This window comes from Mesorhizobium sp. CA8, from assembly GCF_020164955.1.
In the GTDB taxonomy this organism is placed as follows: domain Bacteria; phylum Pseudomonadota; class Alphaproteobacteria; order Rhizobiales; family Rhizobiaceae; genus Mesorhizobium.
Genome location: NZ_JAIUHG010000006.1, coordinates 203,372 through 229,820, shown reverse-complemented (window position 1 = coordinate 229,820; position 26,449 = coordinate 203,372). Strand labels below are relative to the sequence as shown.

The 26,449-nt window shown below is 64.3% G+C and carries 24 protein-coding genes; 11 read left to right on the top strand and 13 right to left on the bottom strand.

The features are described 5' to 3' along the window. Window positions 1-2: 2 nt before the first annotated feature. The 3 genes from LB553_RS09680 to LB553_RS09670 form a co-directional block, all read right to left on the bottom strand. On the bottom strand, window positions 3-851 hold the full coding sequence (locus tag LB553_RS09680) for a 23S rRNA (adenine(2030)-N(6))-methyltransferase RlmJ (protein ID WP_224512630.1): 849 nt from the start codon (window positions 849-851) through the stop codon (window positions 3-5). Between the two features lie 62 nt (window positions 852-913). Continuing rightward, a complete protein-coding gene (locus LB553_RS09675; RefSeq protein WP_224512629.1) occupies window positions 914-1,540 on the bottom strand; it encodes a hypothetical protein in 627 nt (208 codons plus the stop codon). 37 nt (window positions 1,541-1,577) lie between these two features. After that, window positions 1,578-2,195 carry a TetR/AcrR family transcriptional regulator gene (locus LB553_RS09670; protein WP_224512628.1) on the bottom strand — a complete coding sequence of 206 codons (618 nt, stop codon included), beginning with the start codon at window positions 2,193-2,195 and terminating at the stop codon, window positions 1,578-1,580. A 132-nt stretch (window positions 2,196-2,327) separates the two neighbouring features. Between LB553_RS09670 and LB553_RS09665 the strand changes: the two genes are divergently transcribed. From LB553_RS09665 to LB553_RS09655, 3 genes are all read left to right on the top strand, one after another. After that, window positions 2,328-2,801, top strand: coding sequence for a carboxymuconolactone decarboxylase family protein (locus tag LB553_RS09665; RefSeq protein WP_224512627.1), 474 nt, complete (start codon window positions 2,328-2,330; stop codon window positions 2,799-2,801). 239 nt (window positions 2,802-3,040) lie between these two features. After that, the gene (locus LB553_RS09660; RefSeq protein ID WP_224512625.1) at window positions 3,041-3,958 is read left to right on the top strand and encodes a lysylphosphatidylglycerol synthase domain-containing protein; all 918 of its coding nucleotides are present in this window, start codon (window positions 3,041-3,043) and stop codon (window positions 3,956-3,958) included. A 5-nt stretch (window positions 3,959-3,963) separates the two neighbouring features. Next, window positions 3,964-5,040: a glycosyltransferase family 2 protein gene (locus LB553_RS09655; RefSeq protein ID WP_224512623.1), complete on the top strand. Its 1,077-nt coding sequence runs from the start codon at window positions 3,964-3,966 to the stop codon at window positions 5,038-5,040. A gap of 107 nt (window positions 5,041-5,147) precedes the next feature. Here LB553_RS09655 and LB553_RS09650 read toward each other — a convergent pair whose 3' ends face one another. Next, on the bottom strand, window positions 5,148-5,945 hold the full coding sequence (locus LB553_RS09650) for an alpha/beta fold hydrolase (RefSeq protein ID WP_224512621.1): 798 nt from the start codon (window positions 5,943-5,945) through the stop codon (window positions 5,148-5,150). A gap of 115 nt (window positions 5,946-6,060) precedes the next feature. On the opposite strand from LB553_RS09650, the gene LB553_RS09645 reads away from it, so the two are divergent. After that, the gene (locus LB553_RS09645; RefSeq protein ID WP_224512619.1) at window positions 6,061-6,957 is read left to right on the top strand and encodes a LysR family transcriptional regulator; all 897 of its coding nucleotides are present in this window, start codon (window positions 6,061-6,063) and stop codon (window positions 6,955-6,957) included. On the opposite strand, the gene LB553_RS09640 is transcribed toward LB553_RS09645, so the two are convergent. Both LB553_RS09640 and LB553_RS09635 read right to left on the bottom strand, forming a co-directional pair. After that, a complete protein-coding gene (locus LB553_RS09640) occupies window positions 6,954-7,403 on the bottom strand; it encodes a DNA polymerase III subunit chi (RefSeq protein WP_224512617.1) in 450 nt (149 codons plus the stop codon). The genes LB553_RS09645 and LB553_RS09640 overlap by 4 nt on opposite strands. Before the next feature lie 3 nt (window positions 7,404-7,406). Next, entirely contained in the window at window positions 7,407-8,948 is a 1,542-nt protein-coding gene (locus LB553_RS09635) for a leucyl aminopeptidase (protein ID WP_224512615.1), read from the bottom strand. 355 nt (window positions 8,949-9,303) lie between these two features. On the opposite strand from LB553_RS09635, the gene lptF reads away from it, so the two are divergent. The 6 genes from lptF (at window position 9,304) to rsmA (ending at window position 17,108) form a co-directional block, all read left to right on the top strand. Beyond that, window positions 9,304-10,500 carry an LPS export ABC transporter permease LptF gene (gene lptF / locus LB553_RS09630; protein ID WP_224512613.1) on the top strand — a complete coding sequence of 399 codons (1,197 nt, stop codon included), beginning with the start codon at window positions 9,304-9,306 and terminating at the stop codon, window positions 10,498-10,500. A gap of 2 nt (window positions 10,501-10,502) precedes the next feature. Then, window positions 10,503-11,585 (top strand): LPS export ABC transporter permease LptG, encoded by a 1,083-nt coding sequence (gene lptG, locus LB553_RS09625; RefSeq protein ID WP_224512611.1) that lies wholly within the window; start codon window positions 10,503-10,505, stop codon window positions 11,583-11,585. Beyond that, complete coding sequence (locus LB553_RS09620) at window positions 11,585-13,999, top strand: LPS-assembly protein LptD (protein ID WP_224512609.1); 2,415 nt, start codon at window positions 11,585-11,587, stop codon at window positions 13,997-13,999. Before lptG ends, LB553_RS09620 begins: the two co-directional genes overlap by 1 nt. A gap of 223 nt (window positions 14,000-14,222) precedes the next feature. Further along, window positions 14,223-15,146: a SurA N-terminal domain-containing protein gene (locus LB553_RS09615; RefSeq protein WP_224512607.1), complete on the top strand. Its 924-nt coding sequence runs from the start codon at window positions 14,223-14,225 to the stop codon at window positions 15,144-15,146. A 74-nt stretch (window positions 15,147-15,220) separates the two neighbouring features. Further along, window positions 15,221-16,255: a 4-hydroxythreonine-4-phosphate dehydrogenase PdxA gene (gene pdxA, locus LB553_RS09610; RefSeq protein WP_224512605.1), complete on the top strand. Its 1,035-nt coding sequence runs from the start codon at window positions 15,221-15,223 to the stop codon at window positions 16,253-16,255. A 7-nt stretch (window positions 16,256-16,262) separates the two neighbouring features. Continuing rightward, entirely contained in the window at window positions 16,263-17,108 is an 846-nt protein-coding gene (gene rsmA / locus LB553_RS09605; RefSeq protein WP_224512604.1) for a 16S rRNA (adenine(1518)-N(6)/adenine(1519)-N(6))-dimethyltransferase RsmA, read from the top strand. A gap of 204 nt (window positions 17,109-17,312) precedes the next feature. Here the strand turns inward: rsmA and gmk are convergent, their stop codons facing one another. The 7 genes from gmk to fabD all read right to left on the bottom strand — a co-directional run bounded on the left by gmk (window position 17,313) and on the right by fabD (window position 24,201). Continuing rightward, window positions 17,313-17,987 carry a guanylate kinase gene (gene gmk, locus LB553_RS09600; RefSeq protein ID WP_224512601.1) on the bottom strand — a complete coding sequence of 225 codons (675 nt, stop codon included), beginning with the start codon at window positions 17,985-17,987 and terminating at the stop codon, window positions 17,313-17,315. 5 nt (window positions 17,988-17,992) lie between these two features. Continuing rightward, the gene (locus tag LB553_RS09595) at window positions 17,993-18,883 is read right to left on the bottom strand and encodes a YicC/YloC family endoribonuclease (protein WP_224512600.1); all 891 of its coding nucleotides are present in this window, start codon (window positions 18,881-18,883) and stop codon (window positions 17,993-17,995) included. Between the two features lie 241 nt (window positions 18,884-19,124). Further along, on the bottom strand, window positions 19,125-20,375 hold the full coding sequence (mltG, locus tag LB553_RS09590) for an endolytic transglycosylase MltG (protein ID WP_224512598.1): 1,251 nt from the start codon (window positions 20,373-20,375) through the stop codon (window positions 19,125-19,127). A gap of 159 nt (window positions 20,376-20,534) precedes the next feature. Next, window positions 20,535-21,797 carry a beta-ketoacyl-ACP synthase II gene (gene fabF / locus LB553_RS09585; protein WP_224512597.1) on the bottom strand — a complete coding sequence of 421 codons (1,263 nt, stop codon included), beginning with the start codon at window positions 21,795-21,797 and terminating at the stop codon, window positions 20,535-20,537. A 34-nt stretch (window positions 21,798-21,831) separates the two neighbouring features. Beyond that, window positions 21,832-22,068: an acyl carrier protein gene (locus LB553_RS09580; protein WP_006203723.1), complete on the bottom strand. Its 237-nt coding sequence runs from the start codon at window positions 22,066-22,068 to the stop codon at window positions 21,832-21,834. 220 nt (window positions 22,069-22,288) lie between these two features. Then, a complete protein-coding gene (gene fabG / locus LB553_RS09575) occupies window positions 22,289-23,026 on the bottom strand; it encodes a 3-oxoacyl-[acyl-carrier-protein] reductase (protein ID WP_224512595.1) in 738 nt (245 codons plus the stop codon). 233 nt (window positions 23,027-23,259) lie between these two features. Continuing rightward, window positions 23,260-24,201 carry an ACP S-malonyltransferase gene (gene fabD / locus LB553_RS09570; RefSeq protein ID WP_224512594.1) on the bottom strand — a complete coding sequence of 314 codons (942 nt, stop codon included), beginning with the start codon at window positions 24,199-24,201 and terminating at the stop codon, window positions 23,260-23,262. 278 nt (window positions 24,202-24,479) lie between these two features. On the opposite strand from fabD, the gene LB553_RS09565 reads away from it, so the two are divergent. After that, window positions 24,480-26,408 carry an LTA synthase family protein gene (locus LB553_RS09565; RefSeq protein WP_224512593.1) on the top strand — a complete coding sequence of 643 codons (1,929 nt, stop codon included), beginning with the start codon at window positions 24,480-24,482 and terminating at the stop codon, window positions 26,406-26,408. The last annotated feature ends 41 nt before the right edge of the window (window positions 26,409-26,449 follow it).

The following is a 26,449-nucleotide window of genomic DNA, read 5'->3' as shown; positions in this document are numbered from 1 at the left end:
CCTTACTCGCCCGCCAGCCGATCGAGCGTCCAGCGCGACGGCTGCCGGACGGCGAGCACTTTGTGCAGAACCGGAAGCATCTGCTGCAATTCGCTCTCCAGCGTATAGGGCGGATTGACCACCACCAGCCCGCTGCCGTCGAGGCTGGGCTCGTCCGAGGCGGGCCGGATCTCGAAGGCGATGTCGAGCAGCTTCGGAATGCCTGTCTCCTTCAGCGCCGCGCGGAAGGCCGTCACCGCCTTGCGATCCTTGATCGGGTACCAGAGCGCGTAGATGCCGCCCGGCCAGCGCCGGTGCGCCTTCTGCAGTCCTTCGACGAGCCTCAAGAACTCGCCCTCCTCCTCGAAGGGCGGATCGATGAGGACGAGGCCGCGCTTTTCCTTCGGCGGCAGTTGCGCGCCGAGCGCCAGCCAGCCGTCGAGTTCGATCACCCTTGCCTGGAAATCGCCGGCGAAGACGGATTTCAGCCGCGTGGCATCCTTGGGGTGCAGCTCGACCGCCGTCAGCCGGTCCTGGCTGCGCAGGAGATGGCGCACGATCAGCGGCGAGCCGGGATAGTGCTTGAGGCCGCCGTCGGGATTTTGTGCGCGCACCGCTTCCAGATAGGGCTGAAGCAGCGCCGCCGCCTGCGGCTCGAGCGTGGCCTCGGCCAGCCGGCCGATGCCGCCCTGCCATTCGCCGGTCCTGCCGGCTTCCACCGAGGCGAGATCGTAGCGGCCGATGCCGGCGTGGGTGTCGATGACGCGGAAGGCCTTGTCCTTCTGCTTGAGATATTCAACGAGGCGCGCGAGCACGGCATGCTTGACGACATCGGCGAAATTGCCGGCGTGGTAGGCGTGGCGATAGTTCATGCGCGCTTACCTCTCTAGAGAGAGCATGATGTCGACCGAAAACCGCTTCACACTTTTCGGCATCATGCTCGTGGCGAACCGCCGCGGCCCCAGCGCGGCGGTGGCGGCTGCGAATTGGGATTTTTCGCGCCATCGCCGCGGCGCCCGAAGACCAGCGACAGCGCCAGTCCGGCAAGGCCGACGCCCATGAGCGTATAGCCGGCCGGCTGCGCGCGTTCGTCGATCGAGCCGGTGCCGGCGCGCAGGATGAGATCGACCGCGCGCATGTCGATGCCGTCGGCATCGCCCGGGCCGACGGTGAAGACGTAAGATCCAGGCGTGACCCTATCGATGACGCCGGCCTCGTCGCGAAAGATCTTGTCGGGCAGTTGCGGGCTGGTCTGGCGCGGATTGTCGGTGTGGTTGAAAGAGAGCGCCGAGGCCAGCGCCGTGCGGCCGCCATTTGCCGCGGTCAGCGTCAGCACCGTGCGCTGCTGACCTGCGACCCGTTCGGCCCGCGCGGTCAGATCGACCAGCACCCTCACTGGGGCATCGCTTGCAGCAAGCTGCAGGGTGACGGGCCGGAAGCGGCCGCCCTCATAGACGCGATACGTGCCGATCGCATGGCCGGAAAAATTGCTCATCGCCCAGGGATAGAAGATGCCGACGGCGGCACCGGCGATGAGGAGAAGGACATAGAGGAAGCGCATTCAGAGCCTTGGTTATTTCTTCGGCTGGCCGCAGTTCTTACGAGCGGTTTTCGTCTCGCGCAGCTTCGCGGACCCGCTCCATCTCGTCCAGAAACATTTCCAGGCCAAGCTCGAAAGTCTTGTCGAAACCGGCGGCGCCGAAATAGGCGCCGGCCTTCATGACACTCGGATAGACGCGCGCCAGCTCCTCGTCGCTGACGGTGGTGACCGCCGAAGGTCCCTTGGCGTAGCCGGCTGTCTCGTCAAGAATCGCGCCCATCAGATAGTAGCCTGCCGCGCGAAACAGACGGGCGCTGAGCTCGCGACCGAAGCCGCCATCCTCGAACAGGCCGATGATGGCGTTCAGCTTGGCGAGGCAGGGCGGCGAGTTCATGCGATAGACAACGATGAAGGGCGCAAAGGCCGGGTGCTCTGTTGCCACACGGCGGAACTCCTGCATGCAAACGCGGGCGCGCTCGCGCCAGGGCAAGCTGTCGTCGGGAATGACGAGGCCGCTCATCTGCCGGTCGACCAGCGCCTCATAAAGATGCGCCTGCGAGGGGAAGTGGTGGTAGATGCTCATCGCCTCGCAGCCGAGCCTGGCGGCGAGCTTGCGCATCGAAAAGCCGGGAAGCCCTTCCCGCTCGATCACCTCGAAGGCGGCGTCCTCGATCATCTCGCGGGAGAGTTTTCCGCGGGTTCGCTTTTTTTTGCTCGATGCATCCATGGCGCTTGACAACTTACACTGTAAGGTTCATCTTCCACATACCTTACATCGTAAGGCTAACAAAAGCCAGAGGAGAACATCATGTCAGTCATTCGCATCGCATCAGCCGTGCATTCCTGCCTTCGTTCCGCCTCGCTCATCGCCGCCGCGGGCGTGTTTGCCGCCGTGGTTGGGTCCACGCCTGTCTGGGCCGATGACTATGACGCCGCCGTCAAGGACATCCAGTCGACGATGGGCGGTGTGCCGAGCTTCCTCAAGCAGTTCCCGAAAGCCGGTCTGCCCGGCGCCTGGGCCGAGGTCAAGGCCATCGAGCTCAACGATAAGACGGCGCTGTCGCCGAAGGTGAAGTCGCTGATCTCGCTGGCGGTCGCCGCACAAATCCCCTGCAGCTACTGTATCTGGTCCGACACGCAGGACGCCAAGCGCGCCGGCGCCACCGACGAAGAAATCCAGGAAGCCGTCGCGGTCTCGGCGTTGACCCGCCACTGGAGCACCGTCTTCAACGGTATGCAGGTCGATTTCGCCCAGTTCAAGAAGGACATGGGCGGGGAGTAAGGCTTATCACGGCAAAGCGGGCGGGCGCGACGTGCGCCCGCTTTTTCGCCGCCCCGATCGCTGCTCCAACCAAGCTTGTGGATTCGCCGCCGCCGCTGCTCTATAGGAACAGCGCCTTGAAAAGCCGGCGCTGATCCGACATCGGACCGGCACCGGCCGGGCCGGCATTCGAGAGTTGCCCCTTTGCTGGCCTTCGGATGGCGCTTCCGCCGCAACCGGGCGGCGCGTTGGAGACCTGTTTGAAGCGAGCGATATCGATAATCGTCACTCTGGCGCTGCTGGCATGGCTTGCCAGCGACCAGCGCTGGAAGATGGTCGGCGATGCCTTCGCCTCCATCACGCCCGGCGCCTTTGTGGCGGTCGCGGCGGCGCTGTTCGTCACCTATGTGCTCAGGGCGCTGCGCGTCTGCGACGAGTTCCGCGACGACGTGAACGGCCGCTTCGGCGCCGTGCTTCGCGTCATCCTGATCCACAATGCGATGATCAACATCGTGCCGTTCCGCGGCGGCGAGACGGCCTTCCCGATCCTGTTGCGCCAGGTGTTCGGCGTATCGATCGTGCGCGCCAGCGCTTCGCTATTGTGGTTCAGGCTGCAGGACGCCTTCGTCGTCGGCGTGCTGGCCTGCCTCGTCTGGCCGGGCCTGCATCCGGCGCTGCGGGCCGCCGGCATCGCGGTACTGATCGCCGCCGCATGGTACCTGCCGCGCTGGGCGCGCGCGCCGCACAACTGGACGGCGGGCGGCAGGATCGTCTCGCAGCTCGGCAAATTGCGCGACATCTTCACCGAAGCGACGGGACGCTCGCGCTACGGCTGGTGGTGGACGATCGCCAACTGGGCGCTGAAGCTCGGCGTGCAGGGATGGCTGCTCGCCATGCTGCTCAACACCTCGTTCCAGACCGCCTTTCCCGGCGCCGTCGGCGCGGAGGCCGCCGCCATCCTGCCGGTGCAGGGCGTCGCCGGCTTCGGCACCTATGAGGCGGGCGCGGCGGCGGCGCTGCTTTATTCCGGCATCGCCATGAAGGACGGCCTGCAGGCGGCGCTCGCGCTGCATCTCTTCATCCTGTGCTCGGCGGTCGCGACCGGTGCGATCGCCTGGATGTTTCCCTCGAAATCGACGCTGCCGGAAACCCCGGCGGCGGGACCGGCAAGGAAATGACCGCCATGAATGTGCTTCCCATTCCGGCTTCCGGATTGCCCGAGGGCGCCGTCATGCCCGAGCACAAGCTCTCCATCGTCATCCCGATGTATAACGAGGCTGACAATGTCGAGCCGCTGCTGGTCCGCATCCACCAGGCGATGGAGAGCTACAGCCAGCCCTGGGAAGTGGTGCTGGTCGACGACGGCAGCACCGATGCCACGCCCGCCGAGATCCGCCGGCTCGCGGCTCAGTACGGTCCGCATGTCCATGGCGTGGAACTGGTGCGCAACTACAAGCAGACCGCCGCCATGCAGGCCGGCCTCGACGCCGCGCGCGGCGACGTCATCGCGACGCTCGACGGCGATCTGCAGAACGATCCGTTCGACATCCCGCGCATGGTTTATCGCCTGCTGACCGAGGATCTCGACCTCGTCGCCGGCTGGCGCAAGGACCGCAAAGAAGGGTTCTGGATGCGCCGCCTGCCCTCGCGCATCGCCAACAGGCTGATCGCTCGCGTCACCGGTGTTAAGCTCAAGGACTATGGCTGCAGCCTGAAGGTATTCCGTGGCAGCGTCATCCGCAGCGTGCGGCTCTATGGCGAAATGCACCGCTTCATCCCGGCCTGGCTGGCGACGGTGACGACGCCTCGCCGTATCGCCGAGGAGGTGGTGACGCATCACGCCCGCATCCACGGCCAGTCGAAATACGGCATCTCGCGCACTTTCCGCGTGGTACTGGACCTCGTCTTCATGTTTTTTTTCCTGCGCTACCGCACGCGGCCCGGCCATTTCTTCGGCGGCATTGGCATCGTGCTCGGCGTACTCGGCTCGCTGATCCTTGCCTATCTCTTTACGATCAAGGTTTTCTGGGGACAGGATATCGGCACGCGGCCGATGCTGATCACCGGCTTCTTCCTGGTGATCGCCGGGTTGCAGGCAGTGACGTCGGGCGTACTCGCCGAGATGCTGTCGCGCGTCTATCTGGAGGCCAACGGCGCGCTCGCCTATGTGGCGCGGCCGCAGCCCGCGCATGGCGAGGGCGACGGCTGGCATTGGCCGAGCAAGCCGGTGACCGAAAAGGCGAAGCCGCGCCGGAAATGACCCGGTCGGCGCTACAGGCGCATTCTCCCCCCGCCGCATGAGCTTAGGCCCCATCTAACGCAAAAGCGATCGAGCGACGTTTCCCAAACTCATACAACACTTGCGGATCATCGCTTCCGGAGAAATCCCGCCACCGCCCCCATGAACTCCGCCGGGCGCTCAACATTGAGCAGGTGAACGCCGGGCAAAAGCAGAAGCTCGGCACGAGGGATCGCGACCGCGATCGCCTCGCTGTGGCTTGCCAGCGTCACCTTGTCGTCCTCCCCGCCGATCACCAATGTCGGCACGGCGATAAGGGAAATCGGGCGGCGCAGATCGGCGTCGCGGACTGCGGCGAAGCATCCCGCGAGGCCTTGCGGCGACATTGCGATGATCGCGGCATGGAATTCTTCGACGGTCTCGTTTCGGCCGGCAAGCATCGAGACCGGGAACCAGTTGCGCATGAACATGTCCGCAGTGGCCGAGAGGTCGCCGGCTGAAAGCACGTTACGTATCTGCTCGTCGAAATAGGAGGCCGGTCCGAGATGCGGCGAGGTGTTGGAGAGGATCAGACGCTCGATGCGTTCCGGCGCATGGATGCCCAGCCACTGGCCGACGAAACCGCCCAGTGACAAGCCAAGGAAATGGACGCGGGCAAGTCCGAGGAAATCGAGCAGTTCCAGCACATCGCGGCCGAGACGGTCGAGCGAATAGGCGCCGGCCGGGGCATCGGAGCCGCCGTGGCCGCGAAAATCATAGCGCAGCACACGGAAGGATCCGGCGAGTTCCGGCACCTGGCCGTCCCACATGTGGAACGTCGTGGCAATGGAGTTGGAGAGCATCAGCACCGGACGGTCTTCCGGACCGTCCAGCCTGTAGGCGATGCGGGCGCCATCGCCCGCCGTGAAGTGAAGTGTGTCGGCCATCTTGGCTCCTCATGCTTTCGGCGCGTTTGCGCGATTTTCGATGAGGCAAAGCTAGGCGTGGCAACTATCGAAGAAAATTACTATGATCCGACAATCTATGTAGGATTCTTCGACAATGGATGGCGTGAAGCTTCACGATCTCAGATGTTTCGACGCGGTCGCTACTCAGGGCAGTTTTCCGGCCGCGGCCAAGGCTCTTCACCGGACGCACCCTTCCGTCTTCGCCGCGGTGGCGCGGCTGGAAGAGCAGCTCGGCCTGACGCTGCTCGATCGCGGCGGATATCGGGTGAACCTGACCGAGCAAGGCCGCCTTTTCCACCGTCGCGCACAGTTGGCGTTGCGCGAAGTCGAGCATCTGAAAGACTATGCCGGTCAGCTCGCGAGCGGCGAGGAAACCGTGCTGCGCGTCGTCATGGGCGACGTCTGCCCCCGGCCGGGCATACTCGGCCTGCTCAGCCGCTTCTTCGCCGAGCGGCCGCGCACGCGCCTGCATCTCGACTATGAAGCGATCAGCGGGCCGGTCGAGCGATTGATGGACGGCGAGGCCGATCTCGTCTTCCATCGCGCCAACCCCTCCGACCCTCATCTGGAACGAATCTATCTGTGCGAAGTCGCCTTTGTGCCGGTGGTGGCGCCCGGGTTCCTGCCGTTCGACGTCGGGAATGACGTCACGCCGGAAGCAATGCGACCCTTCACCCAATGCGTGATCCGCGACACGGCGCGGCTTCCTTCATCGGAGAATTTCTTCGTCATCGACGGCGCGCATTCCTGCTCGGTGCCGGACCATATGATGAAGAAGGAGCTGCTCCTGCATGGGCTTGCCTGGGGCCACCTGCCGGCATGGCTGATCGGGGATGAGCTGCGCGACGGACGGCTGATCTCGATTGCCGGCCGGCATATTCCCGGCCGCACCGAAACCGTGGCTGCGGTTCGGCGACGCGACAAGCCACACGGACCTGTGGCCGAGGCGCTGTGGCGGCATCTTCGGGATAGCGAAGCGCTTGCGGGCTAAGCCTTGCGCTCCCAGCGCCGATCGGGCGTCTGCTGCCAGTAGGTCACCGCGTGGCCGGCTTCCTTCATCGTCTTCCAATGGCCACGGGCGGCTTCGAGCTGTGCCGCATCATGGCCGTCGAACAGGAAGACGGCACGCTCATATCCCGATAGCTCGGGCGGGCTGGCGCCGTCGACAAGGAAACGGATCTGCGCCGCGTTCTGGTTGCCCTCGCCCGTGGTGAGCAGGATCGGCTGCTCGGCCGGATAGGCCTCGCGGTCGGTGGCATGCGCCAAGAAAGAATCGTCGCGGAAAGTCCACAGATGCTGGTCGAGCGCGTCGCGCCGCTCTTCCGTGCCGGTCTGCACCACAGCACGCCAGCCACGCTCGAGGCTGCGCTCGAGCAGGCCGGGCAGCGCCTCCTCCAGCGTCGATTCGGTCAAATGGTAAAACAGGATGTCGGCCATCCCCTAACCTTCGTAGTGATCGCGCACCAGCCTATCGAGCAGCCTCACGCCGAAACCCGAGCCCCAGGACTGGTTGATCTCGCTCGATGGCGCGCCCATCGCGGTGCCGGCGATGTCGAGATGCGCCCAGGGCGTGTCCTTGACGAAGCGCTGCAGGAACTGCGCGGCGATGATGGCACCGCCATATCGCCCGCCGATATTCTTCATGTCGGCGTTCTTGGAATCGATCAGCTTGTCGTATTCAGGGCCGAGCGGCATGCGCCAGACCCGCTCCTGGCTGGCTTGACCTGCGCCGAACAGCCGGCCGGCGAGCTCGTCATTGTTGGAGAACAGGCCGGCATAATGCTGGCCGAGCGCTACCATGATGGCGCCGGTCAGCGTCGCCAGATTGATCATGAATTTCGGCTTGAAACGGTCGTTGGCGTACCAGAGCGCGTCAGCCAGAACGAGGCGGCCTTCGGCGTCTGTGTTCAAGACTTCGATCGTCTGGCCCGACATCGAGGTGACGATGTCGCCGGGGCGCTGGGCATGACCGTCGACGGCGTTCTCGACGAGGCCGATGACGCCGACGACATTGGCCTTGGCCTTGCGCGCGGCGAGCGCATGCAGCAGCCCGGTGACGGCGGCCGCTCCGCCCATGTCGCCTTTCATGTCTTCCATGCCCGAGGCCGGCTTCATCGAATTGCCGCCGGTGTCGAAGGTGACGCCCTTGCCGATGAAGGCAAGCGGCGCGTCCTTGGCCTTGCCGCCGTTCCAGCGCATCACCGCGATGCGCGCGCCGCGCGGCGAGCCCTGGGCGACGCCGAGCAGCGAGCCCATGCCGAGCTTCTTCATCTCTTTTTCAGCCAGGATCTCGACCTCGACGCCGAGCTGCTCCAGCGCCTTGACGCGCTCGGCGAATTCGACCGGCCCCAGCGCATTGGCCGGTTCGTTGACGAGCTCGCGCGCAAGCAGAACGCCGTCCACCACCGCTTCCTCGCCGGCGAAGGCCTTCTTCGCGGCCGCGGGGTCGGCGCAATGGATGGTTATCTTGGCCGGCTTTGCCGCGTCGGCCTTCTTGGTAGCAGCCCCCTTTGCATCGGCCCCCTTGGTATCAGTTTGCCCGTCTTCCTTGTCCTTCCTGGTCTTGTATTTATCGAAGGAATAGCTGCGCAGCAGGATGCCGGCGGCAAGGCTGGCCGCCTGGCGGCCATCGGGCTGCAGATCGGGTAGATCGAGGACAATGGCCACCTCGGTCGCCTTGCGCAGCGAACTTGCAACGGCGCCGCCGAGCTTCAGCCAGGCATTGTCGTCGAGGTTTGAGACGTTGCCGGCGCCGGTCGCCACGAGCCGGTCGACAGATGTTCCTTCCGGCGCCAGCACCTCGACCGAGCTTGCGAACTTGCCGGAAAAATCCGCGACCGGAAAGGCACGCGTAAGCGCGCCGGCCGGATCGCAGGCCTTCGCCGCCTCGCCGAGCCCGCCGCCGTCGGCGGCGAACAGGAAAACGCTGCCCTTTTTCGGCGCGACGAATTTGGCAAAGGAAATGGAGGGTCTCGGCGTCATCAGGTCCTGCTTTCGGGGATAGCCGTGGGGTGTCGGCAAAGGTTTGGCAAGCGTGCGCGACATTTGGTCGTTTTCAGCCATTTGGCAAGACTTGGCCGAAATCGCTGTCTATATCAGCGCCACAAGAGACAAAGGATTCGCCTCGGCACGGCGTTAGCTTGCTGCCGTAACCTGCTGTTAACCATCGATGTTCTGCATTTCTTATTCATTGGCGCGGAGACTCCGCCGCGCCGGGGCACGCGGCGTGGGGCGACAATCCGGAGCGAGCCGCCTATGACCCAGTTGTGTGCGCGTCGCCGGATCACTACTTTGTCGGCGGGCATGATGCCGTTCGGCAAAATCGAGAAAAGCCTTCATGAAGGTCGTTGAACGCTACATCATGCGCCGGGCGCTGACGATGTTCCTCGCCGCGCTGGCCTGGACGCTGGCGATCGTGTGGACGACACAGGTGCTGGCCAAGATCGACCTCGTCACCGACAACGGCCAATCGGCGCTGACCTTCTTCGAGGTCGCGGCGCTCATCATCCCCTCCATCATCCCGATCGTGGTGCCGTTCGCGCTGGTGGTGGCGGTGGCGCAGACGCTGAGCGCGATGAACACCGATTCGGAGCTGGCCGTGCTCAGCGCCGCGGGCGCCTCGCGCTGGACGATCGCGCGGCCGATCCTGCTGCTCGCGGCTTTTGCTTGCGCCTTTTCCTTCATCGTCGACAACGCGATAGACCCCTATGCCAGGCAGAAGAACCGCCAGCTGGTGGCGGCTTCGCGCGCCGACCTCGTGTCGCTGATCATCCAGGAAGGCACGTTCCGCAAGATCGACGACGGTCTCTACCTGCAAGTCGGCGAACGGCTTCCCGGCAACCGGCTGGGCGGCATCTTCGTCGCCGATTCGCGCGAGGAAGGCGCCAGCCTCACCTACTACGCCAAGACCGGCAGCATCGTCGAAAAGGGCGACGAGAAGGTGCTGATGATGAATGACGGCGTCATCAACCGCAAATCGATGACCGGCGACCTTTCCGTCATCCGCTTCACCTCTTACGCCTTCGACATGTCGGCCTTCATGTCGGCGGCGAACGACATCACGCTTTTGCCAAAGGACCGCACGACGGCATATCTGCTCAACCCGGATCCCAACGACAAGATGTTCCAGCGCGAACCGGGCAGCTACCGTGCGGAGCTCAACCAGCGCTTCGCCGAATGGTCCTATTCGCTGGTGTTCGCGCTGATCGCGCTTGCGGTGGCGGGCGATGCGCGCTCGCATCGCGAAGCACGCATCAATCCGCTGATCACGGCAATCGCGATCGCGCTTTTCGTGCGATGGCTGGGCTTCTTTGCCGCCGGTAAAGCCGACAAGGTCTGGTACTATGTCTACCTGCTGTACGGCATACCACTCATCGCTTCCGCGGTTTCGATCTGGTTCATCGTCTCGTCCCGCACCATGGAATTGCCGGTCAGCTGGGCCGACTGGCTGACGGGCCTTGCCAAGCGCGCAGGTGAAAACTGGACGACATTCAAGCTCTGGCTCGCCCGGCGCACTTCGGGCCAGGGAGCCTGACCATGGGCTGGACGCTGGGCCGCTATTTCTTCTTCCGCTACGTCTCGATCACGTTCTGGTTCTTCCTGGGCCTGCTGGCGCTGGTGTTCCTGATCGACTTTACCGAGCTTTCCGGGCGCACGACCGGGCTGCCCGGCTTCACCTACGGCACAGCCTTCGCCATTTCGGCGCTCAGGATGCCGATGATCATGCTGCAGACGGTGCCGTTCGTCGGGCTGTTCTCGGCGATGGCGACGCTGGTGTCGCTCAACCGACGCTATGAGCTGGTCATCGCGCGTTCGGCAGGCGTTTCGGCCTGGCAGTTCCTGTTCCCCTGCTGCGTCGGCGCGCTGATGTTTGGCGTGCTGTCGGTCGCCATCATCAACCCGATCGCCGCGCATGGCTTTTCCTGGTCCGAGCAGATGGAGAACGACCTCAGGGCCGGCAAGTCGAATGCGGTCACGACGAACGTCACGCCGTGGCTCAGGCAAAAGACAGAATCGGGCGACACCATCATCGGCGCCCGCGCCATCCTCAACCAGGGGCTGGAGATGGCGGACGCGGTGTTTTTCATCCTCGGTCCGCAGGGCGACATCGCGGAGCGCAAGGATGCCGCCAGGGCCTTCCTGCGCGAAGGTTACTGGGAATTGCAGGACGTCAAGGTCTTCAAGGGAGGCAATATCCAGGCGCTGGCGTCGGACAAGGTGCCGACCAATCTCAAGCCGGAATTCGTACAGGAGCGCCTGGCGCGCCCGGAGACCATCCCCTTCTACGAGCTGCCGCGCAAGATCGAGGTTGCCCGTTCCTTCGGGCTCAAGGCGAACGCCTTCGCCATGCAATTTGATTCGCTTATCGCGTTGCCGTTCCTTCTCGTCGCCATGACGCTGATTGCTGCAACGGTTTCAATGCGATTTGCGCGAATGGGGCAGTCGGCGACGATGATTCTGGGTGGCGTCGTGGCCGGCTTTCTGCTTTATGTCGTTTCGGTACTGGTCAAGGCATTCGGTGTAGCCGGATTCGTGCCTACGGTGGTGGCTGCATGGGTTCCGGTTGTCGTGGCTATGTTCTTTGGGGTGACGTTTCTGCTATACAAGGAAGACGGCTAGTGAGGGAGGCGGTTTTGCGCAGCCATAGGCAGGCCGGTTTGGCACGCCTCTATGGGGCGACCGCTTTGGCATGCCTGTTCGCTTGTGCGGTGCCGACGGCACCCGCGCTGGCGCAGCAGGTTACTGCCAAGCCCGTCCCCTCCGGCACGCAGATGCTGCTGGCCGCCGATACGCTTGTCTATGACAACGACAAGCACACGGTGACGGCTGTCGGCGGCGTGCAGATCGACTATGGCAGCAACAAGCTGGTCGCCCAGCGTGTGGTCTATAATCGCGACACCAAGCGCCTCGTCGCCAGCGGCGCCGTCGAACTGATCAACAGCGACGGCACCAAGGTCAATTCCGACCATATCGACATCACCGACGATTTCGCCGACGGTTTTCTGAACGCGCTGCGCGTCGAGACGATCGACAAGGCTTATTTCGCCGCCGAGAGCGCCGAGCGCATGGGCGGCGTGCTCACCACCTTCCACAATGGCGTCTACACCGCCTGCGAACCTTGCGAGGACAAGCCGGACAAAGCGCCGACCTGGCGCGTCAAGGCGCGAAAGATCATCTGGAACGGCGAGAAGAAGACGGTCCGCTTCGAGAACTCGAATTTCGAATTCTTCGGCTTCCCGCTAGCCTATCTGCCGGCCTTCGAGATCGCCGACCCGACGGTGAAGCGCAAGAGCGGCTTCCTGATCCCCGGCATCGTCTACAACAACCATCTCGGCGTCGGCGTCAAAGTCCCTTATTACTTCGCCCTGTCCCCGACCTATGATCTAACCGTCACCGGCAGCGGCTATACCAAGCAGGGTTTCCTCGGCGAGGCCGAGTGGCGCCAGCGCTTCAACAACGGCCAGTACACGCTGAAGATCGCCGGGATCAACCAGCAGGATCCCGACGCGTTCATCGGCACAGGCAACCGTTACACCGTCGATTCGGGCGAGCCCGGCGATCCGAACAAATTCCGCGGCATGATGGGCACCAAGGGCCAGTTCGCCATCAACGAGCGCTGGGATTTCGGCTGGGACGTGCTGCTCCAAACCGACAAGAATTTCTCGCGCACCTATAACATCGACGGCTATAGCGACCTCGTCCACCAGTCGTCGATCTATCTGACGGGCTTGAGCGACCGCAATTATTTCGACGTTCGCGCCATGCGCTTCGAGGTGCAGGAGGACACGCTTTCCAGCGATCCAACGGCGCGCTCCGCCAAGCAGCCATGGGTGCTGCCGTCGCTCGACTATGCCTATATTCCCGACACGTCGGTGGCCGGCGGCCAGTTGTCGTTCAACGTCAATACTCGCGTCATCAGCCGCAACCGGCTGGACGCCGTGCTGGCCAATCCTAGCGACCCGAATTCGATAAACAATGTCCGCGGCATCGAAGGCGAGTCCAGCCGGCTGAGCGCGGAAGCCGAGTGGAAGCGCACCTTTACCACCGATGGCGGCCTGCAACTGACGCCGTTGCTGGCGTTCCGCGGCGACGCCGGTTATGTCAACGCCGATTCGGCTTCGCTCGCCGCCGTCAACCAGATGGGGGCGAATCTCGGCGAAGATGTCGACATGCGCTCGTCGCTGGCCCGCTACATGGCGACCCTTGGCCTCGAGGCGCGTTGGCCGCTCCTGTTCTCGATGACAAGTTCCAGCCATGTCCTGGAGCCGACGGCGCAGGTCTTCGTGCGTCCGAACGAGCAATATGTCGGCGGATTGGCCGTCCCCAACGAAGACGCGCAGAGCTTCGTCTTCGATGCCACGACGCTGTTCGAGCGCGACAAATTCTCGGGCTATGACCGGATCGAAGGCGGCACGCGCGCCAATGTCGGCTTCCGGTACTCGGGAGCCTATGACAATGGCTGGGCCACGAACGCCATCTTCGGCCAGTCGTACCAGCTCGCCGGCGAAAACTCCTTTTCCGCACCCGATCTCGTGAATGCCGGGGCCGAGTCCGGCCTGGATAAGCGGACTTCGGATTATGTCGGCCTCGTCGGCTTCAACAGTCCGAGCGGTTTCTCCGGCTCGCTGAGCGGGCGTTTCGACGAGCAGACCTGGGAGGTCAGGCGCGCCGAGGTGAAGGCCGCCTATTCCGGCCTGCCGATATCGCTCAGCGCCAAATATGCGTTCATCGAGGCGCAGCCGCTCTATGGCTTCGCCACCGACCGCCATGAGGTCACGCTCGGCGCCTCGACGCATTTGGCGCAGAACTGGCGGCTGTTCGGCACCGGCACCTACGACCTCGAGACAAATGTACTGGTCAAGGACGGCGTCGGCTTCGCCTATAACGATTCCTGCTTCACCTACATCATGACGTATTCGCAGACGCGCGACACCGTCACGAAGGAAGTGTCGCAGAACATCGGTTTCAACCTGTCGTTCCGCACGCTCGGCGATTTCGGTTCGTCAACAAGCGCGGTCGATACCATCCAGTGACCAAGCGGCAGGCGGCCGGCCTCCGAGCCGTGCGTCGGCTGCGCGCTGATGTCGGGCTTTGGTCTTGATTTGGAGCGTGTTCCTTCGAAAATGGGCCTGATTATCGGCGTCATGCGCCGGCGACATCGTTTCGCCGCATAAAATGGGCATGGGATCAAGTGCATCGCGCACACGTTCGGAGGACGCGCAGCGCTTTTCGCAGCGGGGAAAATTGGAAGGTAAGATGAGGAAATACCTGTTTTCAGCGGGATTCGCGCTTCTGGTGGCGGCGGCCTCGGTTTCGGTCACGGCTGTCGTGCAGCCTGCTTTCGCCGCGGAGATCAAGTATGTCGTCAACGGCATCCCGATCACCTCCGGCGACATCGCGCACCGCGCCGCCTTCTTCAAGCTGCAGCACAAGAAAGGTGATGCCAAGGAGGAGATGATCGACCAGACGCTGCGTCTGGCCGAGGCCAAGCGGCTCGGTATCCGCATCTCCGATCAGCAGGTCGAGGCCGCCTACCAGCGCTTCGCATCGGGCAACAAGATGCCGCTGGCGAAGCTCGATGCGATCATGGCGCAATCAGGCGTCACCAAGGAACACTTTAAGGAATTCATCCGTGCCCAGATGGCCTGGAACCAGGCACTCAGCGCGCGTTATCGCTCCGGCGAAGGTGGATCGGTGACCGAGCAGGACGCCGTGCGGCGCATGCTCGACAAGGGCGGCGCCAAGCCGACCGCGACGGAATACATGCTGCAGCAGGTGATCTTCGTGGTACCGGCTTCGGAGCGCTCCGCCACGCTCGCCAAACGCAAGCGCGAGGCCGATGCCATGCGTGCCCGCTTCAGCGGCTGCAACACCACGCGCGAGTTCGCCAAGGGCCTGCTCGATGTCACCGTGCGCGACCTCGGTCGCGTGCTGGCGCCGCAACTGCCGTCCGACTGGGCCGAGCAGATCAAGGCGACCAAGGTCGGCGGCGCGACGCCGACGCGTGAGACCGAACGCGGCGTCGAGTTCATCGGCGTCTGCTCCTCGCGCGAGGTCTCCGACGACAAGGCCGCGCAAATGGTGTTCCAGGCCGAAGGCAGCAACGACAAGGACGCCGACGAGCTCAGCAAGAAATATGTCGCCGAGTTGCGCCAGAAGGCCAAGATCGTCGAACGCTGAGTGACGAGCGTGTCTCGACACCGCAACAAGTTCACCTTCCGCCGATGCGTCAGCGGTCCGATCCGCGCGTTCGCATGAGCGGACAGAAGACCGATGCCCCGCTTGCGCTCAGCGTCGGCGACCCCTCCGGCATCGGGCCCGAGATCGCCATTGCCGCCTGGCAGGCGGGCGACAGCGCCGGCGTGCCGCCCTTCTATCTCATTGCCGACCCCGCTTTGATCGAAGCCCGCGCGCAGCTCGTCGGCGCAAACGTCACGATTGCCGAGACGCTGCCGGGGCAGGCAGCGCACCATTTTACCCGGGCTCTCCCCGTCGTACCGCTCGATGCGCGCCAGTTCGACAACCCGGGCGAGCCGGACCCGGCCAATGCCGCCGGCACGATCGAAGCCATTGACCGCGCCGTCGCGGACTGCCTCGCCGGCCGCGCAGCGGCGATGGTCACCTGCCCAATCGCCAAGAAGCCGCTCTATGATGCCGGGTTTGGCTTTCCCGGCCACACCGAATATCTGGCGCATCTGGCCTCACGCCACACCGGCAGGGACGTGACGCCGGTGATGCTGCTGGCCGGACCGGACCTGCGCACCGTTCCGGTGACCATCCACATCGCTTTGGCCGACGTGCCGAAGGTGCTCACGACGGAGCTGATCGTCACGACCGCGCGCATCACCGCCGCCGATCTCAAGAGCCGTTTCGGCATCGCCCGGCCGAGGCTTGCGATCGCCGGGCTCAACCCGCATGCCGGCGAAGGCGGCGCGATGGGCTCCGAGGATGCGGCGATTGTCGCCCCGGCGGTCGAGATGTTGAAAGCGGAAGGCATCGACGCCGTCGGGCCGCTGCCGGCGGACACCATGTTTCATTCGCGTGCGCGCGCTTCCTATGACGCGGCGCTCTGCATGTATCACGACCAGGCGCTGATCCCGGCCAAAACTTTAGCCTTCGACGAGGCGGTGAACGTGACGCTTGGCCTGCCCTTCATCCGAACCTCGCCCGATCACGGCACCGCTTTCGACATCGCCGGCAAGGGCTTAGCGCGCCCCGACAGCCTGATCGCCGCGTTGAGGCTGGCACGCCGGCTGGTCGACGGCGGACGGCGGGTCACCGCCGCATGAGGCTCAATTGAACGGGCGCACCACGATCGACGGGTTGCCGCCGCTGCGCGAAGTTATCGAGCGGCACGGCCTGCAGGCCAAGAAAGCGCTCGGGCAAAATTTCTTGCTCGACCTCAACCTGACGGGCAGGATCGCGCGTGCGGCCGGCGATCTCGGCGAGGCGACGGTGATCGAGGTCGGCCCAGGCCCCGGTGGGCTGACACGCGCACTGCTCTTCAATGGTGCTCATCGCGTGATCGCCATCGAGCGCGACGAGCGCTGCCTGGAGGCGCTGGCAGAGGTCTCCAGCCATTATCCCAGCCGGCTCGAGGTCATTCCCGGCGATGCGCTGAAGACGGATTTCGCCGCACTTGCCGGCAGGGCGAACGGCGGGCCGGTGAAGATCGTCGCCAACCTGCCATACAATATCGGCACCGAACTTCTGATCCGCTGGCTGACCGTGGCCGACTGGCCGCCCTTCTACCAATCGATGACGCTGATGTTCCAGCGGGAGGTGGCGGAGCGCATCACCGCGGGGCCGGGCTGCGACGCCTATGGCCGGCTCGGCGTCCTGGCGGGCTGGCGCACGGAGGCGAAAATCGCCTTTGACGTACCGCCGCAGGCGTTCACGCCACCGCCAAAGGTCACCTCCTCCGTCGTGCATCTGGTGCCGCGGCAGTCTCCCCTACCTACGGACGCAAAAAAGCTCGGCCGCGTCACCGAAGCCGCCTTCGGCCAGCGTCGCAAGATGCTGAGGCAAAGCGTGAAGAGCCTGGGCGGCGAAGCCTTGCTGGCGCGGGCCGGCATCGACCCGACGCGGCGGGCGGAGACGCTGAGCGTGGAGGAGTTCGTCAGGTTGACCAACACGGTGTAGCTGCGCCCTTCCCTTCTCCCCTTCTTGTGGGAGAAGGTGGCCGAGCGAAGCTCGGTCGGATGAGGGGTGCTGGAAGGATCGCTACGATGACGAAATCGGCTTTTGAAGCATCTTAGTCTTCAGCGCGTCGTTCCTTCCAACATCTCTCATCCGTCTCGGCGCTTCGCGCCTATCCACCTTCTCCCACAAGAGGAGAAGAAAGAGTCACCCCGTCTTCTCGTCCAGCAAGCCCGAAATAAAATCGAACAGCCCCGGCCGCCTATCGCGCCGCAGCCGCTCCGCCGTGACGATGGCCCGGACCTCGGCGAAGGCGCGGTCGAGATCGTCGTTGACGATGACGAAGTCGTATTCCTTCCAATGCTCGATCTCGAGGCGAGCGTTCTTCAGCCTGGTCTCGATGACGGATTCCTGGTCCTCGGCGCGACGCTTCAGCCGCGCCTTCAATTCCTTCATCGACGGCGGCAGGATGAAGATGGAGACGATGTCGGCGCGCATCTTCTCCTTGAGCTGCTGGGCGCCCTGCCAGTCGATGTCGAAGAGCATGTCGCGGCCTTCAGCCAGGGCCACCTCCGCCGGCTCGCGCGGCGTTGCATAGCAATTGCCGTGAACCTCCGCCCATTCGAGCAGCGCGTCGGAATCGCGCAGCCGCTCGAACTCGCGCATGGAGCGGAAATGATAGTGGACGCCTTCGATCTCCGAGCCCCGGCGCGGCCTCGTGGTGACGGAGACCGATAGCTCAAGGCTTGAATCGCTTTCCAGAAGATTGCGCGCGATCGTCGACTTGCCGGCGCCCGACGGCGACGACAGCACCAGCATCAATCCGCGGCGGCGAATGCGGGACCCCAGGTCCCTGGCGGCCGTCGGCTCCTTGGCAACCATTCCCGTCACTCCAGATTCTGAACCTGCTCGCGAAACTGGTCGACCACCGCCTTGAGCTCCAGCCCGATCGCGGTGACTGCGGCCGCGTTCGATTTGGAGCATAAGGTATTCGATTCGCGGTTGAATTCCTGCGCGAGAAAATCGAGCTTGCGGCCAACGGCGGCGCCGCTTTTGAGCAGCACCCGCGCCGAGGCGACATGAGTCTTCAGCCGGTCGATCTCCTCGCGTATGTCGGCCTTGGTGGCGAGAAAGGCGGCCTCCTGGTGCAGCCGGACGGCATCGAGATTGGCCGAGGCGTCCATCAACAGACGCAGCTGCTCGGAAATGCGCTCGCGGATCGCGGCGGGCTCGCGCGAGGGATCGGCCTCGGCCTTCAATGTCAGCGCCTCGATGGCGTCGATATGGCCTGCAAGCAGTACGCCAAGTGCGTCGCCCTCGCTGCGGCGCGCCTGTTCCAGCCCGCCAAGCGCCGCCTCAAGCGCCGACAGGATTGCGGCGTCGAGGGCTGCCCGCTCCTCATCGGTTTCGACGGCTTCAGGAATGTCGAGCACGCCGCGCAGGGAGAGCAGGCCGTCGGCGGTGGCGGGCTGGGTGCCGAACTGCTCCTGCAAGCGCTTGGCCAGACCGGCCAGGTCTTTAAGGAACGCCTCGTTGACCACCGGCTGGACTTGCTTTGCGGCGGCGCGGCCGACGGTTAACGTCGCTTGAAAATTGCCGCGCGCGAAACGCTTCTGGACGGTTTGTCGGACAGCCGTCTCCAGGCGGTCGAACCCCTGCGGCAATCTCAATCTCACCTCGGCGCTCTTGCCGTTCACCGATTTCACCTCCCAGGCGATCGAGGTGCCGTCGCTCTCGCCGGCGGACCGCGCAAAACCGGTCATGCTTTGCAGGCTCATTGCCCTGTCGTCCCCCTGTCGCAGCCAAAGGCATCCGCGGCCCAGCGCTGCGCGCCCAGAAATCGCCGGACGATCGGCCGGCGCCCCCTAAAAACATGAATACGGCCCCGCGTCAAAGGACGCGTGCGGCAAGCTTAAAGCGCGTCGAGCCGAGACGGATTCAGGCGACGCGTCTCAAGTCTCTGTCTGGTGCATGTCGTTCCCAAAACAGCTGCGCACTTTTGGGCGACATGCATTGCACTTACTGCGCTGCCTCGCCGCCGGCGTCGCCGTTCTCGCCTTTGTCTCCGGTGTCGCCGCTGTCGGTGTTGCCATCGGGAGCGGCCGGCGCCGTCGTCTGGCCGGAAGCCTTGGCGGCAGCATCCGCCTGCTTCTTCTGCACCGCCCGATAGCGGGCGACGTTCTGGTTGTGCTCTTCCAGCGTCGCTGCAAAGACGTGGCCGCCATTGCCGTCAGCGACGAAATAGAGATCGTCGGTCTTCGACGGATTGGCGACCGCTTCGAGCGCCGCACGGCCCGGATTGGCGATCGGCGTCGGCGGCAGGCCCTTGATCATGTAGGTGTTGTAAGGCGTCTGCTTGTCGAGGTCCGACTGGTAGATCGGCCGGTCGGCGGGCTTTCCCTTGCCGCCGAACAGGCCGTAGATGATGGTTGGGTCCGACTGCAGCCGCATGCCCTTGGCCAGGCGGTTGAGGAATACGGCGGCGACCCGCGAACGCTCGTCGCTCCTGCCCGTCTCCTTCTCGACGATCGAGGCGAGCGTGACGAAGTCGTCGATGTTGGCGATCGGCAGGTCGGGCGCGCGATGCGACCAGACATCTTCGACCAGCTTCTTCTGGTCGGCGATCAGCTTATCGATCATCTGCTGCCTTGTGGCGCCACGGGTGAAGCGGAGCGTGTCGGTGGCGATGCTGCCCTCAGGCGGCAAGGTAGCCGGCATGTCGCCGGTGAGCGCCTCCTGATCGGCCACGCGCTGCAGCGCCTGCTCGACCGTCAGCCCTTCGGGAATGGTGAGCGAGTACATCACCGACTTGCCACTCTTGAAGAGTTCCATGATGTCGCGCATCGAAGCGCGCGGCTTGATGGCGTATTCGCCGGCCTTCAGCGCCGATTCATTGCCGGTGACGCGCACGCCGAGCCGGAAGATGCGGGCATCGCTGATCAGGCTGCGGCGTTCGAGCTGGTCGGCGATCTCCTGCACGCCGGTGTTCGGCTTGATCATGAAGGTGTCGCCATTGGCGGACGGACCGGGCTCGACGAAAGCCTGCATGCCGAAATAGAGCGCCGCACCCGAGGCAAGCACCACCAGGATCACCAAGGAGAGGAAGAAATTCAGGAATACGACGAGCTGGCTGCGCGAGGCGCGTGAACGCTTCGACGGCGGCGGCGGCGTGCCGGCTTCCGGGCGCAACGCCTCGGCGGCCGTCTTCGGCACGATCGGCCCCGTCGCGCCTTGCCGTCTGAATTCCCCGTCGCTCGGATTAGTGTTCATGACGCCCTGCCCGTCTGATCTTGCAACGAATCCCTCGCCGAAAAGCTAAGGGCGAATTTGGCAAAAATGACGGCAGTTGGCGGACTGCCGATTGGTCTGTCTCCGAGCAATTCCGGAGGGGAGACCGCGCACTCTCCGTAGGACTGCTCCGGTTGCTACTCAGCCATTGTAACGCTGGAACACGAGCGAGGCGTTGGTGCCGCCGAAACCGAACGAATTCGACAGCGCAACGTCGATCTGGCGCTGGCGCGGCTTGTTCGGCACGAGATCGATCGCCGTCTCGCGTTCCGGATTGTCGAGATTGATGGTGGCGGGCGCAACGTTGTCGCGGATGGCGAGGATCGAGAAGATCGCTTCGGCGGCACCGGCGGCGCCCAGCAGATGGCCGACCGACGACTTTGTCGACGACATCGAGATCTTGGAGGCGGCATTGCCGACCAGCCGCTCGACCGCGCCAAGCTCGATCGTGTCGGCCATGGTCGAGGTGCCGTGCGCATTGATGTAGTCGATGTCGGCCGGGGAAAGCTTCGCCCGGTTCAACGCCGCCGTCATGCAGCGGAAGGCGCCGTCGCCGTCCTCGGCGGGGGCGGTGATGTGATAGGCATCGCCCGTCAATCCATAGCCGGTGACTTCCGCATAGATCTTGGCGCCGCGCGCCTTGGCGTGCTCGAGCTCTTCCAGGACAACGACACCGGCGCCCTCGCCCATGACGAAGCCGTCGCGGTCGCGGTCATAGGGACGCGAAGCGGTTTCGGGGGTGTCGTTACGCTCGGTGGAGAGCGCGCGGCAGGCGGCGAAGCCGGCAATGGACAGCCGGGTGATCGGCGCTTCCGCACCGCCCGCCACCATGACGTCGGCATCGCCCCACATGATCAGCCGGGCCGCGTCGCCGATGGCGTGCGCGCCGGTCGAGCAGGCGGTGACCACGGCATGGTTGGGGCCTTTCAGGCCGTGACGGATGGAGACCTGGCCCGACACCAGATTGATGATCTGTCCGGGGATGAAGAAGGGGCTGATGCGGCGCGGGCCGCGGTCCTTCAGGATCATCGCGTTTTCGGCGATGCCGTCGATGCCGCCGATGCCGGAGCCGATCAGCACGCCGGTGGCGCACTGGTCCTCATGCGCTTCGGGCTTCCAGCCGGAATCGGCCAACGCCTCGTCGGCGGCTGCGATGCCGTAAAGGATGAAGTCGCCGATCTTGCGCAGTTCCTTCGGCTCGAGCACGGCCTCCGGATTGAAGGTTCCGTTCGAGCCGTCGCCGCGCGGGATGATGTGGGCGATCTTGCAAGCAAGATCGTCCACCTCGAATTCGGTGACACGGCGGCAGGCGCTGCGGCCGGAAAGCAATTCCCGCCAGCTGTGCTCGACGCCCATGCCAAATGGCGAAAGCAGGCCAAGGCCCGTGACGACGACACGCCTCATCGCAGGTCCTCCCCGATAATGCCTGCGAAAGACCTCAGGCCGAGGCCTTGTCGATATACTTTACAGCGTCGCCGACGGTCAGGATGGTCTCGGCGGCATCGTCCGGAATCTCGACGCCGAATTCTTCTTCGAAAGCCATGACGAGTTCAACCGTGTCGAGGCTGTCCGCGCCCAGATCGTCGATGAAGCTCGCCTGCTCCGTCACCTTGTCGGCATCGACGCCGAGATGCTCGATGACGATCTTCTTGACGCGCTCTGCGGTGTCACTCATTTGGGGCAATCCTCGTCTTAGGTTGTCTATCTTCGTTAGCGGGCGGAATGCCGCTAATCAAGCTGAAAGATGGTCTTGCGGGCAACGCAACGCCACAGGACCGGTTTTTGCCCGAACCGCCGGGTTGCAGGCCGCATTACACGAAAAATGACGGGCGTCCAAGCCGAAATGGCTGTTTTCACAGGCGCCTGGCCCCGGCCTCCGCCAGATCATCGCCCCCTTAGATCATCGCCATGCCGCCATTCACATGAATGGTCTGGCCGGTGACGTAAGCCGCCTCATTGGAAGCAAGGTAGGCGACGGCGGACGCGACCTCGGCGCTGGTGCCCATGCGCCTGGTCGGGATCGCGGCCATGATCGTCTCTTTCTGCTTGTCGTTGAGCTTGTCGGTCATGGCCGATTCGATGAAGCCCGGAGCGACGCAGTTGACGGTGATGTTGCGGGTGGCGATCTCCTGCGCCAGCGACTTGGAGAAGCCGATCATGCCGGCCTTGGAGGCGCAGTAATTGGTCTGGCCGGGATTGCCGGTGACGCCGACCACCGAGGTGATGTTGATGATGCGGCCATGGCGGCGGCGCATCATCGGATGCGTCAGCTCGCGGGTGAGCCGGAACACGGCGGTGAGGTTGACCTCGATCACGCTGTCCCAGTCGGCGTCCGACATGCGCACAAACAAGCCGTCCTTTGTGATGCCGGCATTGTTGACCAGGATGTCGACGCCCTCGAGCTCGGCTTCCGCCTTCTGACCGAGCGCCTTGACCGCGTCGCGGTTCGTCAAATCAGCCGGAAAGAGCTTTACACGATCGCCGAGCTCGCCGGCCAACGCCTCGAGCTTTTCAACGCGCGTGCCGTGCAGACCAACGATCGCACCCTGGCTGTGCAGCACCCTGGCGATCGCTTCGCCGATGCCTCCCGATGCCCCGGTGACGAGCGCCTTGCGGCCGGTCAGTTCGAACATTTTCCAACCTCATTTTTGCGAATGCGCCACAGGCGATGCGCGTTCCGTATACGTTAAATCGTTCAAACCGTGCCAGAAATCTTCGGCACCAAGGATATCTTCCTGCCCAAGCCCGATGCGCTTCACGACCTCACCTGCGAGGCGACAGTCCTCACGGTCTCGCGAGCGCTGGACTTTGCTCCGCCTTGGCTTTGATCTGGCCATATCGCACCTATGGATAGCGTTCGGTCGTCCTAACCAAGTGCCGCCAGCGCCGCCTCGATTTCCGCCGCCGTGCCCACCGCGCCGGTGGCGATCTCACGGTTGATGCGGCGTGCCAGGCCCGACAGCACCTTGCCGGCGCCGACCTCGTAAAGCGTCGCAACGCCATTGGCGCCGAACCATTCCACCGTCTCGCCCCAGCGCACCCGGGCAACCACCTGCTCGACCAGGCGGCGGGCGATCTCGTCCGGGTCGCTGGTCGGGGTCACGGTGACGTTGGAGACGATCGGAACCACGGGCGCGGATTTGGCGACACCGGCCAGCGCTTCGCGCATGATGTCGGCCGCCGGCGTCATCAGCGCCGAGTGGAAGGGGGCGGACACCTGCAGCATCAGCGCCCGCTTGGCGCCCTTTTCGGTGCACAGTTTCGCCGCCAGCTCAACCGCCGCTTTGGCGCCCGAAATCACCAGCTGGCCGCCGCCATTGTCGTTGGCGACCTGGCAGACGGAGCCCTTGGCTGCTTCCGCGCATGCCGCTTCGACATCGGCCTGCTCCAGCCCGATGATCGCCGCCATGGCGCCCTCGCCGGCCGGGACCGCCGCCTGCATGGCGTTGCCGCGGGTGCGCAAAAGCTTGGCGGCGTCGCCAACCGAAACGAAGCCGGCCGCGGCAAGCGCGGAATATTCGCCCAGTGAATGACCCGCCACATAGGCCACCTTGTCCTTCAGCGAGAAGCCGCGCACTTCGAGCGCCCGCATCGCCGCCAGCGAGACCGCCATCAGCGCCGGCTGGGCGTTGGCGGTCAGCGTCAGCGTCTCTTCCGGCCCTTCCCAGATCAGTTTCGACAGTTTTTCGCCGAGTGCGGCGTCCACTTCCTCGAACACGCGGCGGGCTTCCGGGAAGGCATCGGCGAGGTCCTTGCCCATGCCGACGGCCTGGCTGCCCTGTCCCGGAAAGGTGAATGCGACGGCCATTTGAAGTCTCTCCAGAGGCTGGTTTTTCCCTGCCTCTGGCGCAAGGCGGACGGCCAAGTCAAGCCCGCCGGCGGCCCTTCGACCCGTATTTCAGCTGGAAAAGCTGGCTGAATGCCTGTTCCGAAAGGCTTTTTGGCGATCACACCTGATGAAAACCGCTCACGTTTGGGTTGCTGGCTCTTCTTATTTCAGCCACAGGCGCTAGCTTTGCGTGACATTTCAATGACAGAAGCGTGACGGGCGTGGAAGGCGTGTTGCGTGGCCTGGGGGAAAACACAGTGGCAAGTATCAGGAAAGGCGCGGCCAGGCCCGTACCGGGATTTTTGGAAGACGATCCGTCCACCGGCTATCTGCCCGGACGGACATGGCCGACTGTACGCTACGGCCTGACGACGCTTCTTGCCTCCGCCCTGCTCGTATTCGCGATCGAATGGATCGTGCGCGGCGATTTCTTCGGCACGGTCGATTTCTTCCTGCAGCCCTTCAAGCCGGGCTGGACCACCATCGTCGTCTTCGCGCTGGTGCTGGTCGGGCTTGACGCGGTACTGGGCCGCAGCCATCAGAGCCTGATGATCGTGGCGCCGCTGACGCTGGCGCTTGCCTTTGTCGGCCACCAGAAATCGCATTATCTCGGCGACCCGCTCTATCCCACGGATTTCCTGTTTGCCCGCCAGATCATGGCGCTGATGCCGCTTTTGGTGCGCGAACGGCCGTGGACCGCCATCATGCTCGCCGCGGCCATCGTCGGCGGCCTGACGCTGCTCGTCTATTGCTGGCGAACCTGGCGCCGACGTGTGCCGATCCTTAGCCGCAAGGGCCGTCTGGCGCGGCTGGCGCTTGCCGTGCCGCTGCTCGCTTTCTTCGTCTCGATCATGGACTATGCCACCTTCTCGTGGACGCGCGACCGGCTGCAGATCATCCCGATCATGTGGGACCAGAAGGAGAACTACGCCTCCAACGGCTTTGCGCTCGCCTTCGCGATGAACGTGCCGATGGCGCATGTCTCGGCGCCCCCCGGCTATTCCGAAAAGGCAATGGCCGCGATCCAGCGGCCCGACGTCGCCGCTTCCGTGCCGGACGAGAAGCCGGATATCGTCGTGGTGATGAGCGAATCCTTCTGGGATCCGACGCACCTGCCCGGCGTCATCATCAAGCCCGACCCGATCCCGACAGTGCGCGCCTTGCGCTCCGGCTCGATGTTCTCGCCCGAGTTTGGCGGCATGACCGCCAATATTGAGTTCGAGGCGCTGACCGGCTTTTCCAACGCTTTCCTGCCGGCCGGCTCGATCCCCTATCAGCAATATGTGCGCACCCCAACGCCCTCGCTGGCGACCTTCCTGAAGAGCGAGGGCTACCGGGCGCATGCCATCCACCCGGGCACCAACTGGTTCTGGAACCGGGGCGCCGTCTATGCCGATTTCGGCTTCAACGACTTCCGCTCGGAAGAGACGCTGCCGCCGATGGAGAAGCGCGGGCCGCTGGCTTCCGACGCGGCGATGACCGCCGAGATCATCCGCGAGGCCGACGCCAGCGACGATCCGGTGTTCCTGTTCGCCGTCAGCCTGCAGAACCACGGCCCTTACGAGCCCTACCGCTACTACAATCCGACGCATTCGGTCGATGCGCCGATCAGTTCCTGGGCGCGGGAATCGCTGCTTTCCTATACCGAGGGTTCAGCCGATGCCGACCGGGGCCTGCAGCGGCTGATCGACTGGGCGAAAGCGCGCCGGCGGCCGACCATCATCGCTTTCTTCGGCGACCACCTGCCGCCGCTCGGCCCGGTCTATGTCGAGACCGGCTTCCTCAAGGACAACGTCGCGCCGCGCAAGGAGCCTAGCGCCGACGCCGCGCTCGAACACCACGACACGCCGCTGATCATCTGGTCGAACCGCTCCGGCCCGGTGAAGAACCTGGGCTCGGTGAGCCCGGCCTTCCTGCCCTACCACATCCTGACCACGGCAGGCATCACCCACCCCTACTACACCGGCTTCCTCGGCGCGCTGCGCGAGCGTTATCGGGTGGTCGACCGCAACCTGCTCCTGTCGTCCGCGGGCGACGCCACGCCGGGTTGGGCGAGGCAGAAGCAGATCGATCCGCAGATCAACGATTTCCGGCTCATCCAGTACGACATGATGTTTGGCAAGCGCCACTCGGCGCCGGATTTCTTCCCCGAGACGGTGGAAAAGCTCGTCGCGCATACGAGTTGAGTGGGCGGTTGTTGGAGCCGAGAGGGCAGCCGCGTGCTGAG